This window comes from Pediococcus siamensis (assembly GCF_047220215.1).
Taxonomy (GTDB): Bacteria; Bacillota; Bacilli; order Lactobacillales; family Lactobacillaceae; genus Pediococcus; species Pediococcus siamensis.
The window spans coordinates 302769-318441 of record NZ_CP178375.1 but is presented as its reverse complement, the minus strand read 5'-3'; the positions used below and the strand labels follow the sequence as shown (position 1 = coordinate 318441).

General features: G+C 41.0%; 16 protein-coding genes, 2 pseudogenes and 1 riboswitch. Of the genes and pseudogenes, 11 read left to right on the top strand and 7 right to left on the bottom strand.

Going from position 1 to position 15673, the window contains the following annotated elements; all coding sequences use genetic code 11:
* Positions 1-159 precede the first annotated feature (159 nt).
* Positions 160-1050 carry a YihY/virulence factor BrkB family protein gene (locus tag ACLJJ6_RS01540; RefSeq protein ID WP_412989709.1) on the bottom strand — a complete coding sequence of 297 codons (891 nt, stop codon included), beginning with the start codon at positions 1048-1050 and terminating at the stop codon, positions 160-162.
* Between the two features lie 99 nt (positions 1051-1149).
* Positions 1150-2575: pseudogene (locus tag ACLJJ6_RS01535) on the bottom strand (MFS transporter).
* Positions 2576-2754: 179 nt separating this feature from the next.
* Between ACLJJ6_RS01535 and ACLJJ6_RS01530 the strand changes: the two are divergent.
* The gene (locus ACLJJ6_RS01530; protein ID WP_412989708.1) at positions 2755-3216 is read left to right on the top strand and encodes a Fur family transcriptional regulator; all 462 of its coding nucleotides are present in this window, start codon (positions 2755-2757) and stop codon (positions 3214-3216) included.
* Positions 3217-3411: 195 nt separating this feature from the next.
* Here ACLJJ6_RS01530 and pta read toward each other — a convergent pair whose 3' ends face one another.
* From pta to ACLJJ6_RS01515, 3 genes are all read right to left on the bottom strand, one after another.
* On the bottom strand, positions 3412-4386 hold the full coding sequence (pta, locus tag ACLJJ6_RS01525; RefSeq protein WP_412989707.1) for a phosphate acetyltransferase: 975 nt from the start codon (positions 4384-4386) through the stop codon (positions 3412-3414).
* Between the two features lie 39 nt (positions 4387-4425).
* Entirely contained in the window at positions 4426-5622 is a 1197-nt protein-coding gene (locus ACLJJ6_RS01520) for an acetate/propionate family kinase (RefSeq protein ID WP_412989706.1), read from the bottom strand.
* 239 nt (positions 5623-5861) lie between these two features.
* The gene (locus ACLJJ6_RS01515) at positions 5862-6572 is read right to left on the bottom strand and encodes a glucosamine-6-phosphate deaminase (protein WP_412989705.1); all 711 of its coding nucleotides are present in this window, start codon (positions 6570-6572) and stop codon (positions 5862-5864) included.
* A gap of 171 nt (positions 6573-6743) precedes the next feature.
* Positions 6744-6853: riboswitch (TPP riboswitch) on the top strand.
* A gap of 102 nt (positions 6854-6955) precedes the next feature.
* Between ACLJJ6_RS01515 and ACLJJ6_RS01510 the strand changes: the two genes are divergently transcribed.
* The 7 genes from ACLJJ6_RS01510 to ACLJJ6_RS01480 all read left to right on the top strand — a co-directional run bounded on the left by ACLJJ6_RS01510 (position 6956) and on the right by ACLJJ6_RS01480 (position 11184).
* The gene (locus ACLJJ6_RS01510; RefSeq protein WP_412989704.1) at positions 6956-7252 is read left to right on the top strand and encodes an MTH1187 family thiamine-binding protein; all 297 of its coding nucleotides are present in this window, start codon (positions 6956-6958) and stop codon (positions 7250-7252) included.
* A complete protein-coding gene (locus ACLJJ6_RS01505; protein WP_412989703.1) occupies positions 7224-7982 on the top strand; it encodes an ABC transporter permease in 759 nt (252 codons plus the stop codon). The genes ACLJJ6_RS01510 and ACLJJ6_RS01505 overlap by 29 nt, the downstream gene beginning before the upstream one ends.
* A 2-nt stretch (positions 7983-7984) precedes the next feature.
* On the top strand, positions 7985-8992 hold the full coding sequence (locus ACLJJ6_RS01500) for an ABC transporter substrate-binding protein (protein ID WP_412989702.1): 1008 nt from the start codon (positions 7985-7987) through the stop codon (positions 8990-8992).
* Positions 8993-9001: 9 nt separating this feature from the next.
* A complete protein-coding gene (locus tag ACLJJ6_RS01495) occupies positions 9002-9736 on the top strand; it encodes an ABC transporter ATP-binding protein (RefSeq protein ID WP_412989701.1) in 735 nt (244 codons plus the stop codon).
* 152 nt (positions 9737-9888) lie between these two features.
* Positions 9889-10128, top strand: coding sequence for a hypothetical protein (locus ACLJJ6_RS01490; protein WP_412989700.1), 240 nt, complete (start codon positions 9889-9891; stop codon positions 10126-10128).
* Positions 10129-10161: 33 nt separating this feature from the next.
* Entirely contained in the window at positions 10162-10449 is a 288-nt protein-coding gene (locus ACLJJ6_RS01485; protein WP_412989699.1) for a helix-turn-helix domain-containing protein, read from the top strand.
* Positions 10450-10539: 90 nt separating this feature from the next.
* Positions 10540-11184, top strand: a complete 645-nt coding sequence (locus tag ACLJJ6_RS01480) for a helix-turn-helix domain-containing protein (protein WP_412989698.1) — start codon at positions 10540-10542, stop codon at positions 11182-11184.
* On the opposite strand, the gene ACLJJ6_RS01475 is transcribed toward ACLJJ6_RS01480, so the two are convergent.
* Positions 11175-12416, bottom strand: a complete 1242-nt coding sequence (locus ACLJJ6_RS01475; protein ID WP_412988180.1) for an ISL3 family transposase — start codon at positions 12414-12416, stop codon at positions 11175-11177. The genes ACLJJ6_RS01480 and ACLJJ6_RS01475 overlap by 10 nt on opposite strands.
* A 100-nt stretch (positions 12417-12516) precedes the next feature.
* On the opposite strand from ACLJJ6_RS01475, the pseudogene ACLJJ6_RS01470 reads away from it, so the two are divergent.
* Positions 12517-13227: pseudogene (locus ACLJJ6_RS01470) on the top strand (transposase); the annotation flags it as partial.
* Between the two features lie 300 nt (positions 13228-13527).
* Here ACLJJ6_RS01470 and ACLJJ6_RS01465 read toward each other — a convergent pair.
* A complete protein-coding gene (locus tag ACLJJ6_RS01465) occupies positions 13528-13728 on the bottom strand; it encodes a cold-shock protein (RefSeq protein WP_412989697.1) in 201 nt (66 codons plus the stop codon).
* A 230-nt stretch (positions 13729-13958) separates the two neighbouring features.
* Between ACLJJ6_RS01465 and ACLJJ6_RS01460 the strand changes: the two genes are divergently transcribed.
* Both ACLJJ6_RS01460 and ACLJJ6_RS01455 read left to right on the top strand, forming a co-directional pair.
* On the top strand, positions 13959-14693 hold the full coding sequence (locus ACLJJ6_RS01460; protein ID WP_412989696.1) for a DNA-entry nuclease: 735 nt from the start codon (positions 13959-13961) through the stop codon (positions 14691-14693).
* 17 nt (positions 14694-14710) lie between these two features.
* Complete coding sequence (locus ACLJJ6_RS01455; protein ID WP_412989695.1) at positions 14711-15667, top strand: DNA/RNA non-specific endonuclease; 957 nt, start codon at positions 14711-14713, stop codon at positions 15665-15667.
* Positions 15668-15673: the final 6 nt, after the last annotated feature.

Here is a 15673-nt window from a genome sequence, read left to right as displayed (position 1 = left end):
CGTTTGTAAAAGCTCGGCTCGTAACTAAATAAAAGAACAAAAAAATGTTTCAGGGTAAAATTACCTTGAAACATTTTTTAAATTCTCACACCATATTGTTTTCCGAACTTAGTTTGCCGAAGCAACATCCTTTGTAAAAATCGTCGTTGCCAGTAGAAATCATTTCCAATATTTTTTAATCCGGAGACGCCAGGTTTTAGTCGTGTCCTCCAGATTCCCCAATCGTAATTCCTGGCTGGTAGCATTAATGACACCGCCAATCATAATCACGAGAGCCGAAAAGTCCAGCCAAAACATCAGTGCAATGAACGTCCCTAAAGTCTTATAACTGTTAACCGAGTGCGCAAAATATCGCAAATAGGCTGTAAAGAACTGGGAGACCCCCATCAAACCAATCGTTGCCGTGGCCGCCCCTACAAGCACATATTTAAACTTAATCCGGGCATTAGGCACGACATAGTACAAAATAGCTAAACTCAGAAAGATAACAATCAATGCCGAAGGGAGTTTCACATTACCGACCACATGAAACCAACTGTGTGGCAGGTTTAAAATCGGCGTTAAATAAGCAATAATCGTTTGCCCAAAACTGAAAAAAAACATCATTAGGCTAATCAGTAACGCAAAAAACACCGTAAATAAAAAGGAAACCACCCGATTAATGATCGGATTTTGAAATTTTGCCACCCCATAGGCACGATTAATGGAACGTTGAAATGCGGCGACTGCTTGACTGGCGGACCAGAGCATTAAAATTGCACCAAACGACATCAATTCACCGTTCCCCTTTTCCAGAAAGTCCTTTACGATTGGCTGACTAATCTGATAAATTGTGCTAGGCACCACGGTTTCAATGTATTCCAGGACCGTTGTGACATCAATGTGAAATAACGGCAGCAGATTTCCGATAAAGATAATCGCCGGAAACATTGCCAGCAACGTATAAAAAGCCAGGACAATGGCATTATTAGCGGCATCGGCACGGTTAAAACGCAACATAAAACCCTGCCAGAACGTCCGCCACTTATGACCAAACTTCTTTAAAGTCATCTCTAAAATACCTCATTTTTATTTGACTTTAAATAGTATACAACACTTCACTGTTATGCGAACCAGTTAATTCAGGCTCCTTATCAAAAATAAGCCCTGTTAAGCTGGCGTGTGATTTGCACTATCTCTAATCAAAAGCGCCAGTAAGATACCAATAAGTGCGACCACAAACGACGTTATAAATACAGTTTGATAACCCATTTTGGCAGCCAAATCACTTGGCGTTCCTTGCGCAATGTGTTGCTGAGTCACGGCAGTTAAGATAATGGTTGCTAGTGCCACTCCCAGTGAACCCAAAATCTGCCTAACCGTGGTAATCGATAATCACTGCTGTTCCATGGGCAATCAGGTGGTTTGGCAAAGCGTTGGCACCCAAGGTTGTCGCCGGCATCATAACAAAGGCATTGCCGCCTTCGATGAGCATGGCTAACAGGATCATCAAAGCCAAATTCAAATGGCTGGTAAATAAAGCTAAAATCCCCCAGCCAGCCGTGATCATTCCCATCCCTAAAAGTAACACCCGTTTAAAGCCAATCTTATCTGCCAGTTTACCGGTGAGGGGATTCAGCAGACTTAACAAGGCAGCTCCCGGCACTAAGGCCATTCCAGAAGCAAATGGTGAGAGGCGGAGCACACCTTGGTAATACAACGGAAAAATAATGGTCGTCACAATCAGTGCAATATAAGAAAAACCCGTTAATAAGACCGCCAAATCATAATTAAAGCTTTTTAGGACGCGTAAGTCCAGCATGGGTACCGAAAGATGAAATTGACGATACACAAAATAACCTAGAAAAACAAAACTAATCCCTAAGATTCCGAATTGCAATTCCCAATTCACATGTGCTTTTCCAACTTGATTAATAACCATGAGTAACCCAATTAATCCTAAAGAACTAAGAACGGAAAGCCAATCCAGATGGGAAGCTTGTAACGGCATCACACTTGAAATAAATTTGACTGATAACCCTAGAATTAACGTTATGACGAAAGCAAAGACCACAAAAAGCCCCTGCCACGTGGTAAATTTTAAAACAATACCGGAAATAATCGGGCCCACTGCTAATGCAGATCCCATGACTAAACCAGCAATTCCCATTGTCGCGCCCCGTTTTTTGCTCGGCGTAATGGTCAGCATCACGCTTTGATAGGCCGGAAATAAAATTCCGACGCCGATCGCTTCCAACACGCGTCCTCCCATCATTACCGGAAAGTTCGGTGCCCACAGAATAACGAGTGTTCCGAGATCAAACACCACTAAAATTCCTTGGAAGAGCCGTTTAAAAGGGACATTATTCAATAGCCACGGACTAATCGGCATCATAAGACACATGACAAGCATAAATCCCGTTGTTAGCCACTGAATCGTTGGTGCCGTCACGCCAAAATAGCGCATCAAAGTCGGATAGGCGGTTGACAAAGAAGATTGACTAATTGACATGGTAAAAGCTCCTGCCAGCAGTACGGCAATGAACCAGGTTCGCCGCCAATGATCTCGTTTAAATAAAAGTGTTTGTTTTTCCATACATACTCCTCCCAATCTTTGCCAAATTAGAATCGTTTTAAATCAAGTTTATTGTATTTCACAATTTAATCGTTGTAAACTACGCTTGACAGTGAAGATAAATTCTGCGAATAATAGTTGAAGTAATCTCAGAAAAGTGATTAAATTAATGTACTTACAAAATGAAAGAAGGACTATTTATGGCAACAAGCGAAGTCGATGAGGCTTTCTCAGATTTACAACAACGTCACATTCGGATAACTCCTCAGCGACGGACAATTTTGACATATTTAGTTACCCACCATAACCACCCCACCGTTGAAACAATTCACGAAGCCCTTAAACAAAAAACGCCCAATATGAGTTTAGCGACGATTTACAACACCGTAAAACTTTTCGTGGATCTGGGCATTGTGATTGAATTGGCAAGTGGCGAAGATGGTGTCCATTATGATTATTACAGCAAGCCCCATTACCATGTAATCTGTACTAATTGTGGTCGCATTGCGGATGTCTTTGACGATCACTTTTTACAAGATGCGCATCAAATGGAAACTACCACGGCAAAGCAAACCGGTTATGAAGTCACCGGGAATCTGTTTGAGATCTACGGCTTATGTCCAGACTGTCAAAAAAAGCTTAAACAGGCCAATCGTTCGTAAGATGCAAAAAGGGATTAAAAGTCAGCTTTAATTCTAATGACCAGGTGACCTTTAGCTCGTGTGATTAGCACATTTGATGCCTCGAAATCAGGCTTTTCGGCCGTCACAACCCTTTACATTTACAAACACCTAAAAAACGGAACCGCAACAATTCTGATATTGTCGCGGTTCCGTTTTTAAGTTTCTTTACTTAACTTATTTGACTTGGGCAGCCGTCATAATGGCAACTTTATAAACGTCTTCTTCGCTCGCACCACGAGAAAGGTCTGATACGGGGGCATTCAAGCCTTGCAAGATCGGTCCAATAGCTTCAAAATGGCCTAAACGCTGGGCAATTTTGTAACCAATGTTTCCGGACTGCAGTTCTGGGAAAACAAATAACGTCGCATGACCAGCAACCTTTGAATCAGGCGCTTTGCTGGCACCGACATCAGGCACAAACGCAGCGTCAAACTGGAGTTCTCCATCGATTTCTAGCTGGGGTGCTTTTTCTTGAGCTAGTTTGGTAGCTTCTTGAACTTTGGTTACCATTTCACCCTTAGCAGATCCTTTCGTAGAAAAACTGAGCATCGCAACCTTTGGATCAATATCAAAAATTTCGGCTGTATGGGCACTTTCAACCGCAATTTCTGCCAGTGTTGCGGCATCTGGATCGATATTAATCGCGGTATCAGCGAACACATAGCGCTCGTGATTGCGCTGCATAACAAACGCCCCGCTAATTCGTTTAACCCCTGGTTTGGTTTTGATAATTTGCAGTGCAGGTCGGACCGTATCACCAGTAGGATGAACTGCTCCTGAAACCATCGCATCTGCCTCATGCATATAAACCAGCATGGTCCCGAAGTAATTCACATCGGTCAACATTTGCTGAACCTCTTCACGCGTATTCTTCCCCTCTCGGCGTTTGGCTAAAGCATCCACCATCGCTGCTTTTTGGGCCTGAGGATAGGACTGCGGATCAATTATTTTTACTCCGGTTAGAGCCACATCATCTTGCTGCGCATTAGCCTTAATTGTGGGGACATCGCCAAGCAAAATGGGTTGAACCAAACCATCTTGTGCCAAACGCGCGGCAGCAGCATAAATGCGTGCGTCTTCGCCCTCCGGAAAAACAACACTACGTTGCTGACTCTTAATTTTACGTTTTAAACTTTCAAATAAATCCACTGTGATAACCCCTTTCACAAAAACCTGACTTGTCTGTTTTTAAGCTTCGCCTTTGAAGCGTTCAACTTCCCGAGCAATCGCCAATTCCTCGTTCGTTGGCACAACCAAAACTTTGACTTTCGAATCTGGTGCACTAATGTCACATAATTCACCTTGGACCTGATTTTTCTCTTCGTCGATTTTTACCCCGAAGTAATCAAGTGCATTGGCAATGAGACGGCGAACCGAGATGCCACTTTCTCCGATTCCCGCTGTAAAGACCAGCGCATCCACACCACGCATCTCAGCGATATAAGCGCCCACATATTTAACGATGTTATTCACAAAAATTTCCACAGCAAGCTGGGCACGGATACTTTCATGCCGAGCTTCCAAAACATCACGCATATCGGACGAAATACCAGAAATCCCTAACAGACCAGACTTCGTGTTCAAGATCTTGATCATTTCAGAAAACTTCGTGATATGCAGTTTCTCCATCAAGAAGTTAACCAGTGAAACGTCAATATCTCCGGAGCGCGTGGCCATCGTAATTCCCGAAACCGGTGTGAAGCCCATGGATGTATCGTAGGATTTGCCATGTAAAATCGCATCAATTGAGGAGCCAGCACCGAGATGTAAGGTAATCAATTTTAAAGAATCTAACGGTTTGCCTAACAATTTGGCGGCATCTTGCGCCACGGATTGGTGACTAGTTCCATGGGCACCGTATTTACGTGCGCCATACTTTTGATAATATTCATAAGGAATACTGTATAAGTAATTTTTTGGTGGCAGAGTCTCATGAAATGAGGTATCAAAAACCGCTACACTCAACACATTGGGCAAGACATCTTGCATTGCTCTAATGCCCATCACATTGGCCGGATTATGCAAAGGGGCATACTCGGAAAGACTTTCAATTTGTTTAATGACTTTGTCCGTGATACGCACGGAACCCTTAAAGATCTCACCGCCTGCAACGACGCGGTGCCCAATACCCGTAATTTCATCGTAACTTTTAATGATTTTCAAATCAATTAACGCATCTAGTACCATATTGACAGCTACTTCATGGTCTTTTACCGGGCGTTCAATCCGCATATTTTGTTCATTTCCATACATGATGGTAAATGACGAACCGTCAATTCCAATGCGGTCCACTTGTCCGCTTGCCAGAACCTTTTCACTTGGCATTTCAAAAAGTTTGAATTTAAACGATGAACTTCCAGCATTGATTGAAATTGTTTTTCCCATACTTTACCCCACTCGCATTCTCTTATGTCTTTGTCAAACAAGATTCATTCTATAGTGATTCAGTTTTACTCTACAGCGTTCTGATCAAATACTCAATAGCTATTCACATAAATTATACCTTATTGTTTCGAACAATAAAACCATATATATAAATTTAGTTCTGCTTCAAGAACTGGCCTATAAAAAAAGAGAACTATTTTGTAAGTATTCTTACAAAATAGTTCCCTAAATAAATCAAATTATTTATTTGTTAATTTGCTAGCTGCAGCTTCGTCAAGAATCACCGTAACGTTGCCATGACCTTGCAGGATACTAGCCGGTAAATCAGGGGTGTTTGGTCCCTCAATCATCCCTTTAATCGCGTCTGCTTTGTCCTCTCCGTATGCTTCCAAAAGGATGTGTTTGGATTGCATAATTGAAGCTAAGCCCATAGATAAAGCTTCTTTAGGCACATCTTCTTCATGTTCAAAGAAACGCGCATTAGCATCAATCGTGGACTGGGTCAACGCAACTCGATGTGTTTTTGAGTCTTGCGGTGTCCCCGGCTCGTTAAAGCCAATGTGACCATTACGACCAATCCCCAAAATTTGTAAATCAATTGGATTATCGGCAATTATTTTGTCGTAACGTTTAGCTTCTGCTTCAAGATCCTCAGCCAACCCATTAGGCAAGTAAGATTGTTTAAAAGGTTTTTGATTAAATAAATTTTTGTGCATGAAATAATTGTAGCTTTGTTCATTGTCAGCTGCCAAGCCCACATATTCATCTAGGTTGATGGAAATAGAATCGGAAAAATCCAGATCACTCGCCACAATTTCTTGATACGTTGTGATGGGGGTACTTCCAGTTGCCAAGCCGAAAACGTGTGCGCCGTTTTTCTTGGCTTCAGCAAAAAGTTTATAACCTTCGTGGCCGCCCTCAACTGCATTTTTAACAATAATAATATTCATGATGACACTCCTATCTTTTTAAATTGAATAAACATTTGCGCCATTAAACGCCCTTTTATTGGTATAGCCCAATTATATAATCTCTTGGGTTAAAATGCAAGGGGTATAGACCAAAAAAAGCAAGGAATAAAAGTTGCCGAAAAATAAGTTTGTGGCTATACTGAAAGTATATTGTGAATACAGGGGTGCTGGATCAAATCCGGCTGAGATAAAACTAATGGTTTTGGACCCTCGAACCTGATATGGATAATGCCAGCGCAGGAAGTTTCAGATAACAATTCATTCCCTATCGCAGTCTACACTGCAGATAGTGATTGATTAAATGTGTCTTCCAAGCTGGCAAGTTGTTGCCAGCTTTTTTATTTGAGAAAGGACGAATTTAAATGAATACAAGTGTTGCTATTCAAGTTTTACCAATGTTAGAAGACGACCGCAAAGTTGTCGCCGTTGTGGACAAAGCCATTGCTTACATTCAATCTACCGGTGTAACTTACGACGTTGGCGCTTTCGAAACAACAATTGAAGGCGATTATGACCAATTGATGGAAATTGTGAAGAACATTACCAAAATTGCAGCTGATGCGGGGGCTGCTCAAGTAATGACCTACGTCAAAATCGACTACAAATCAGAAGGCCAGGTCTTAGGTATTCATGAAAAAACAGACAAATATCAGCATTAACTTCTTACCGTTACTGGTTATTTTTGCCCTGTTAGTAATTTGGCAATTAATCAGTACCTTTCAAATTGTGCCAACATATCTGCTTCCATCGCCGCTCAGCGTGGTCACCGCATTCGTAGTCGATTTTAAGACGCTTATTGCTAACGCAGGGGTGACATTGCTTGAAGCCTTTTGGGGACTTGTCATTGGTGTCTGTGGTGGTGTGGTGATTGCCACTATTATGGATTTATTTGATCCCCTTTACAAGGCCGTTTATCCCTTACTTGTCATCAGTCAAACGGTCCCTGCCGTGGCGATAGCCCCCCTTTTGATTCTCTGGTTTGGCTATGGCATGCTGCCTAAGATCGTGCTGATTACAGTCACAACTTTTTTCCCAGTAGCGGTCGCCATGTTGACAGGCTTCCGATCTACCGATCCTGATTTGCTCCGCCTGATGAGAACCATGGGCGCCACTAAATGGAAATTGTACTACTATGTCAAATTTCCGAATTCACTAAATCACTTTTTTTCCAGTTTAAAGATTTCAGTTTCTTACGCGATTGTAAGTGCGGTTATCTCAGAATGGGTTGGCGGTTTTAGCGGATTAGGGGTTTACATGACCCGCGTGATGAAAGCTTATGCCTACGACAAAATGTTCGCGGTAATTTTTTTAATTTCCGGCTTAAGCTTGCTTTTAATCTGGCTAGTCACCCTTATTCAACACAAATTGATGCCTTGGGAGGCAAATTGACAATGACTTCAGCTAAACGATTTCTTATTCTAGGAAGTGCCTTGTTATTCGGGCTTTTAGGGCTTAGCGGCTGCACTTCCCAATCAAATAAAGCGGCGACTAAAACGATTACGGTGGTCCTCGATTGGACCCCCAACACAAACCATACAGGGATGTATGTGGCTAAACAAAAGGGCTACTACAAAAAATATCATCTCAACGTCAAATTTGTGCAACCCCCAAAAGACGGTGCTGAACAGTTGGTTGCTAGTGGCAAGGCGCAAATTGGCATCTCTGCACAAGACACCTTCGCCGGCGCAATTGCTCGCAGGGAGCCATTACCTATCACCACCATTGCCGGTATCATTCAACATAATACTTCCGGAATTATGTCACGAAAACAAGATGGGATTACCTCGCCTAAAAAAATGATGGGCACCAAATACGCCACTTGGGATTTACCCATTGAACAAGCTACAATCAAACAGGTTGTCACCGATGATGGCGGTCAATACAGTAAAGTCAAGAAAGTTCCTAATAACAGTACAGACGAGGTCGCCACTTTAAAGGCTAAACAGGCCGATACAATTTGGGTCTTTTATGGCTGGGCTGGTGAAAATGCCCGGATCAAAAACTTTCCGATCAATTATTTTTCTTTCCGCTCTTTGAACAAGGTTTTTGACTATTACACGCCGACTATCATTGGTAACAACACATTTTTACAGAAACATCCTAAGCTTGCCAAGGCATTTATGAAGGCTACTGCCCAGGGATACCAGTATGCCAGCAAGCATCCCCACCGAGCAGCTAATATTTTGATGAATCAAGTCCCGGAACTTAAAAGTAACCGTAAATTAGTGTATGCCAGTCAAAATTACTTGTCGAACCAGTATGCGTTAGGCAGCAATCAGTGGGGAAAAATCAACGCCCAACGCTGGAATCGATTCTACAGTTGGCTAAATAAAAATCACTTAGTTTCGACAAAGTTAAAGAAAAATCAAGGTTTTACAAATCGATATTTACCTAAATGAGGTCTTTAAATGTCACTTTTACAAACACAGCATCTGGCTAAAAACTATGCTGATCAACAAATCTTAACCGATATCAATATTCACTTAAATGAAGGCGAACTGGTGAGCATTTTAGGTGTCAGTGGGGTTGGTAAAACGACTCTGTTTAATTTGATTGCCGGGCTGCTCTCTCCTGAGGCGGGTGACGTTATGTTGGCCGGCCAAAAAATTACCAACGTGCCGGGAAAAGTCAGTTATATGCTCCAAAAAGATTTACTGCTTCCTTACCGAACCATCATGGGAAACGTGATTTTACCAGCGTTGATGCGTGGTGTGCCTAAGAAAAAGGCTGAGGCTCAAGCAGCTCCCCTCTTTTCTGTGTTTGGTTTAGCAGGGACAGAAAAGGTTTACCCGAAATCTTTGTCAGGCGGCATGCGTCAACGGGCGGCTTTGCTGCGGACCTACATGTTCTCAAAGCCAGTAACCCTTTTGGACGAACCATTTAGTGCCTTAGACGAAATTACGAAACATCAGGTTCACAGTTGGTACTTAGATCTGATGGCTAAAATTAACCTCTCAACTTTGTTAATTACGCACGATGTAGACGAGGCCATTTTGCTTTCAAACCGAATTTATATCTTAAACGGTAAACCGGCGACCGTCACTAAAGAAATCGAAATTGACGCCCGGCTCAAACAGAAAACTGATTTTGAACTGAGTCCTGAATTTCTTCAATACAAACGCCAAATCATTAATTTGCTTTAATATAACCTAAAACCTTTGCTTTCACTAAGGTTTTAGGTTATATTTTACATGAGATAGTTAATTCTAATGAACTCGTTTCGCTTCATCTTATTCTAATCAAAGGCCCGCGAGTATCTTGGAATATGCATACCTATTCAAAGGAGCTGTTAAGTATGGCAAATGAAATTGTGTTTTTTAATCCAGGTGATTCGCTGGGGAATTTTCACGACTACAATGAAGCTGTTCGCAGTGGTCAGCTATTTAAACATAAGGACCAAACGCCACATGAACTAGTCATTGCCACTGATCCAAAAAACGATGAAGAGTACGTTATTTTCTATGCTAAGGACGCGATTGACCCTTCGAATAAGCAGCACACCAGTACTCAATACCACGTTTCCAAACACCTTTAATTATCGTCATTCTTGAGCAAAGGAGGACCCGCAATGACTTTTGCAGACCAGCTGATTAAACAGCGTAAGAAAGCCGGCTATACCAGAAATGCTTTGGCAAAAGAACTCAATATCTCGCCAGATCTTGTAACCGAATGGGAACATGGCGAAACAGAGCCTGGTATCGATGACCTGCGCCAACTGCATGCCATTTACGAAATAAGCTTAGATGAACTTATTTTAAATACTTCACCAAATAAAGCAGTTAGCCCTTCCCGCTGGTTGTCTCAAATTGATAAAGCTTTAAAGGGTCTACACTTTCTGGTATTGGTGAATAACTGATACCAGTTTTTATTTTGAAAAAAAAAAGGACATTTGCCCTCTTTGTGTTACGATTTAATCGCCTAATAAAATCGAAAAGAGGAAAAACAAATGTCCCTAACTAATTCTATCCTAAGCCTATTCGAAATAACAGACCCTAATTTAACTGTAACTGAGATTACTAAGGAACATTATCCCAATGGGCAACACGTTCATGTCGTTCACGCTATCCTTTCCTATCAACTTTTAAAATGTCCTCATTGTGGCCATAAATCTCTAATCAAAAATGGAACTCACATTGGCCATCTAAGATTGGGAACCTTATCAGGTGGACGTTATGAGATGCAGCTAAAACGACAAAGATATCAATGTAAACGGTGTTTAAAAACCTGTGGTGCTCAAACTAACCTCGTTAAACGTAATGAAACTTTTACGCATAATGTGAAACATCAAGTAATTGTTCTGGCTCGGGATATGCTGACCAGTAAAGAAATCGCTAAGATTTGTGGGATTTCACCAAGTAGTGTTCAACGCATTTTAAATGCGAATATTCACTTAGCTTATCGTGTTAAAACACTCCCCCAAAATCTTTGTTTTGATGAATTCCGTTCCTGTAATCATCTAATGTCCTTTAACTGTTGCGATGCCGTTAGTCATCGCCGCATTGTGATTCTGGGTCTCTGTCAAATTGTATTGGTGGAGATTTTTGAAAAGCATGTTCACTTCGGTGAATGTGCTTTTTTTGTTTACGCATAAATTAAACTGATACGAATGAAAAAGTTATGAATATTTTGAAAACCAAAACAGCTACGCTTTAACACCTTAATTTTACGATTTAGTCCTTCAATAGGACCGTTGGAATACGGATAACGACAACTATTGAGAACAGCAGGACCATTCTTTATTAAAGTTGAGATAGTAATATCCATTTGGTTGCCAGCCGCCTTGTAGTTGGCAATCAAGGTTTTAAATCCAACCGCATCTTTTTGTTGAATGGCTGTTAGAATTCCTTGATAGGTTTGATACACAGTTTTAAATTCTGGAAATTCATCTAAGGCTAGGTCAATGGCGTTCTGTTGGGTCATGTATTCGTTGATACCGTGTAAATAGATAAGTTTAGTATCATTGACCTTTTCTTCTGCCAAATGGAACAAACGCCATTGAGATTTTAGAATGCGATAAACTCGGGAATGCTTATCTTGAAAAGTATGGATCACACGTGTACGTTCGTTATCCAGTGCCCGACCGGCAAGTTGAATAATGTGGAAACGGTCAATGATGGTTATTGCCTTAGGAAATAACCGATGAATAAAGCCAGCATACTCAGCATTCATATCAACGGTGATTGTTTGAACTTTCATACGTTCTTGAACTGAATAGCGAGCTTCAAAGTAATCAATGATATCCTTACTAAGGCGATCCTTAAGAATCACAATGCGGCGATGACTAACGGCATCGCAACAGTTAAAGGACATTAGATGATTACAGGAACGGAATTCATCAAAACAAAGATTTTGGGGGAGTGTTTTAACACGATAAGCTAAGTGAATATTCGCATTTAAAATGCGTTGAACACTACTTGGTGAAATCCCACAAATCTTAGCGATTTCTTTACTGGTCAGCATATCCCGAGCCAGAACAATTACTTGATGTTTCACATTATGCGTAAAAGTTTCATTACGTTTAACGAGGTTAGTTTGAGCACCACAGGTTTTTAAACACCGTTTACATTGATATCTTTGTCGTTTTAGCTGCATCTCATAACGTCCACCTGATAAGGTTCCCAATCTTAGATGGCCAATGTGAGTTCCATTTTTGATTAGAGATTTATGGCCACAATGAGGACATTTTAAAAGTTGATAGGAAAGGATAGCGTGAACGACATGAACGTGTTGCCCATTGGGATAATGTTCCTTAGTAATCTCAGTTACAGTTAAATTAGGGTCTGTTATTTCGAATAGGCTTAGGATAGAATTAGTTAGGGACATTTGTTTTTCCTCTTTTCGATTTTATTTGGCGATTAAATCGTAACACAAAGAGGGCAAATGTCCTTTTTTTTTTCAAAATAAAAACTGGTATCAGTTATTCACCAATACCAGAAAGTGTAGACCCGTGATTCTTAAGGATCGCCTTAGTAAGGATATCATTGATTACTTTGAAGCTCGCTATTCAGTTCAAGAACGTATGAAAGTTCAAACAATCACCGTTGATATGAATGCTGAGTATGCTGGCTTTATTCATCGGTTATTTCCTAAGGCAATAACCATCATTGACCGTTTCCACATTATTCAACTTGCCGGTCGGGCACTGGATAACGAACGTACACGTGTGATCCATACTTTTCAAGATAAGCATTCCCGAGTTTATCGCATTCTAAAATCTCAATGGCGTTTGTTCCATTTGGCAGAAGAAAAGGTCAATGATACTAAACTTATCTATTTACACGGTATCAACGAATACATGACCCAACAGAACGCCATTGACCTAGCCTTAGATGAATTTCCAGAATTTAAAACTGTGTATCAAACCTATCAAGGAATTCTAACAGCCATTCAACAAAAAGATGCGGTTGGATTTAAAACCTTGATTGCCAACTACAAGGCGGCTGGCAACCAAATGGATATTACTATCTCAACTTTAATAAAGAATGGTCCTGCTGTTCTCAATAGTTGTCGTTATCCGTATTCCAACGGTCCTATTGAAGGACTAAATCGTAAAATTAAGGTGTTAAAGCGTAGCTGTTTTGGTTTTCAAAATATTCATAACTTTTTCATTCGTATCAGTTTAATTTATGCGTAAACAAAAAAAGCACATTCACCGAAGTGAACATGCTTTTCAAAAATCTCCACCAATACAATTTGACAGAGACCCGCTTTAAAACGAAAGTAAACAAAAAGATCGAACGTCTTCTGACCCTCGATCTTTTTTATTGTCGATTTAGCTTAATGTTCTTTAGTAAACATCAACATTAGCCCCAAATTCGGCTTCTAAATCTTCTAATAATGTTTTTTTGTCTGTTTTAGATTCTTTTTCAGAACACTTAATAACTCAAAACCTCACTTTGCTGAATGTCCGTTTGTCAGTCAGTCGTGAACTGTTTTACTGTTTTTGGACATTAACAGCTTGTGGGCCGCGGTCGCTATCTTCAACATCGAAAGTAACGGATTGGTTTTCTTCCAATGTCTTGAAACCGTCGCCTTGGATGGCTGAGAAATGTACAAACACATCGTCGCCATTTTCACGATTGATGAAACCAAATCCCTTATCTGGGTTAAACCATTTAACTGTACCTTTTTCCATAATTCTAAAATCCTCCAAGCGTAGTACGCTAATTAATTTGTATCCCACAGCTAATTACGAAAGGAGTTTTTGCCTTTAATAATAACTAATAAAACACATTAACATAATCTTACCAGTATCCTTTCCGCAGCACAAATAATATGCTTCACGAATTTTTTGGGGCAAAACTTTAAAGGCTATTGTTTTGCAAGTACGAACTAGGTATGATGAATAAGGGAAGTGAGGTTATCATGAATGCTTTTTTTACATTTTTAATCACGATCTGTATTTTCGCCTTTATTTTAATCGGGTTCGTCACCCTCTATCAAAAAATTACGCATAAAACACTTTTTCATTTTTCAAAATTACGCATAAAAAGAACCTTGCTAAGCAGTTTGCTCGTTTTTTGTGTCGCTATATTTGGTTATGCGAGTACTGATCCGCAACCTTTAGCGGCAGCACCTCCTGCCAAAACCATCTATAAAGTAGATGTGATTGGCAAAAAAGAATTAACTGCCGCCAAGCTAAAAGCCTATCAATTGGCAAAAACTTCATCTAAAGTATCTTCACAGGCAGAATCGGTGAAAAAGCTTGCCGTAAAATCGAGTTCAGCTAGTGAGTCACGGTTCGAATCTGTCGCCACGGCATCGTCGAAATCTGCTTCGCGGGCTTCCGCTTCTAAAGAGACACACGCGGCATCAGAAAGTAAACAGCATAAGCAAGCTTCGCAAAGTGCAGCACAAGCTCGTTCTCAAGCCGCTAGCAGCCGGCACAACGGCTCTTCTGCTACAACTACTCAGGCCAGCCACACCACCTCACAAGGCAATTTAAACACTGCTAAGCAAAGTAAAATTGTGGGCAATAAGAACTCTCATATCTATCATGTTCCTGGGCAAGCCGGCTATCACATGAACGCCAAGAATGCCGTTTATTTCCAAACGGAAGCACAAGCACAGTCCTCCGGATACCGCAAAGCCAAAAGATAAGCGAGGAAACCTAACATATGTTTATTGGAATTATATTTTTAATCATTGCTCTTTTCGCAATTGTTGTGGCTTTCAGGCAGCGTAAAGACCGCATTTGGTTTGTTTTGTTAGCAGTTATCACGTTGCTGCTTAGTTGGAACCAAGCAGGTAGTTATGCCCGCCATAAAGCGTTTCGTCAGGAAGACCGAACGTCGACAAAAGTTGTCACCAAGGTAAACTCCAGCGCTAAAAAATTAGCAACCTCTTTAGAAGCCAAAAATAGCAGTTTGGAAAAAAGCTTAACTGCTAAATCAGCTTCATTAAAGAAAAAGGCCGGTAAGCTGCATCTTTCCATTGCGAAGGACCAGTCAAATGCAGCCAAGACAAGCAGTCAGACTCCCCAAACGAAAGCTACCACAGCGACACTCGCTGCTAAAAATTACACGGGCCAACAAACCATCGTGCTTAATCAGAATAACCCGAATTTTTCAGCCAGCGATCTTTCAACGGCGAAGGGCGCTTGGCAATCATATGGCAACCTTGACCACTATAACCGAGTTTCTGCAGCTAACGCCCTGCTCAATAAAAGCCTGATGCCCACTGAAGAACGCGAATCACTCGATGTCGACCCAACTGGTTGGCACAATAAAAAGACTAGCAACGGGTGGTTATATAATCGCTGCCATCTCATTGGCTATCAACTAACGGGGCAAAATAATAATGCTAAAAACCTCATGACCGGGACCCGCTCCTTGAACGATCCAGAAATGACAACTTACGAAAATAAGGTGGCGGCCTATCTTAAAGCAAGTAAGCAGCATTACGTACGTTATCGGGTGACACCTGTCTTTCGAGGAACAGAATTAGTTGCTCGTGGAATCCATATGGAGGGCCAGTCAGTAGGTAGTAACGCCATACACTTTAATGTGTATATCTTTAATGTTGAAACCGGCTATACCATTAATTATCAAACTGGAACAAGTACAAAGAAGTGAGTGAAC

Coding starts and splice junctions, on each gene's coding strand:
- ACLJJ6_RS01540 (WP_412989709.1), bottom strand. CDS start 1,050: ATGACTTTAAAGAAGTTTGGTCATAAGTGGCGGACGTTCTGGCAGGGT.
- ACLJJ6_RS01530 (WP_412989708.1), top strand. CDS start 2,755: ATGGCAACAAGCGAAGTCGATGAGGCTTTCTCAGATTTACAACAACGT.
- ACLJJ6_RS01520 (WP_412989706.1), bottom strand. CDS start 5,622: ATGGGAAAAACAATTTCAATCAATGCTGGAAGTTCATCGTTTAAATTC.
- ACLJJ6_RS01515 (WP_412989705.1), bottom strand. CDS start 6,572: ATGAATATTATTATTGTTAAAAATGCAGTTGAGGGCGGCCACGAAGGT.
- ACLJJ6_RS01510 (WP_412989704.1), top strand. CDS start 6,956: ATGAATACAAGTGTTGCTATTCAAGTTTTACCAATGTTAGAAGACGAC.
- ACLJJ6_RS01505 (WP_412989703.1), top strand. CDS start 7,224: ATGAAAAAACAGACAAATATCAGCATTAACTTCTTACCGTTACTGGTT.
- ACLJJ6_RS01500 (WP_412989702.1), top strand. CDS start 7,985: ATGACTTCAGCTAAACGATTTCTTATTCTAGGAAGTGCCTTGTTATTC.
- ACLJJ6_RS01495 (WP_412989701.1), top strand. CDS start 9,002: ATGTCACTTTTACAAACACAGCATCTGGCTAAAAACTATGCTGATCAA.
- ACLJJ6_RS01490 (WP_412989700.1), top strand. CDS start 9,889: ATGGCAAATGAAATTGTGTTTTTTAATCCAGGTGATTCGCTGGGGAAT.
- ACLJJ6_RS01485 (WP_412989699.1), top strand. CDS start 10,162: ATGACTTTTGCAGACCAGCTGATTAAACAGCGTAAGAAAGCCGGCTAT.
- ACLJJ6_RS01480 (WP_412989698.1), top strand. CDS start 10,540: ATGTCCCTAACTAATTCTATCCTAAGCCTATTCGAAATAACAGACCCT.
- ACLJJ6_RS01475 (WP_412988180.1), bottom strand. CDS start 12,416: ATGTCCCTAACTAATTCTATCCTAAGCCTATTCGAAATAACAGACCCT.
- ACLJJ6_RS01465 (WP_412989697.1), bottom strand. CDS start 13,728: ATGGAAAAAGGTACAGTTAAATGGTTTAACCCAGATAAGGGATTTGGT.
- ACLJJ6_RS01460 (WP_412989696.1), top strand. CDS start 13,959: ATGAATGCTTTTTTTACATTTTTAATCACGATCTGTATTTTCGCCTTT.
- ACLJJ6_RS01455 (WP_412989695.1), top strand. CDS start 14,711: ATGTTTATTGGAATTATATTTTTAATCATTGCTCTTTTCGCAATTGTT.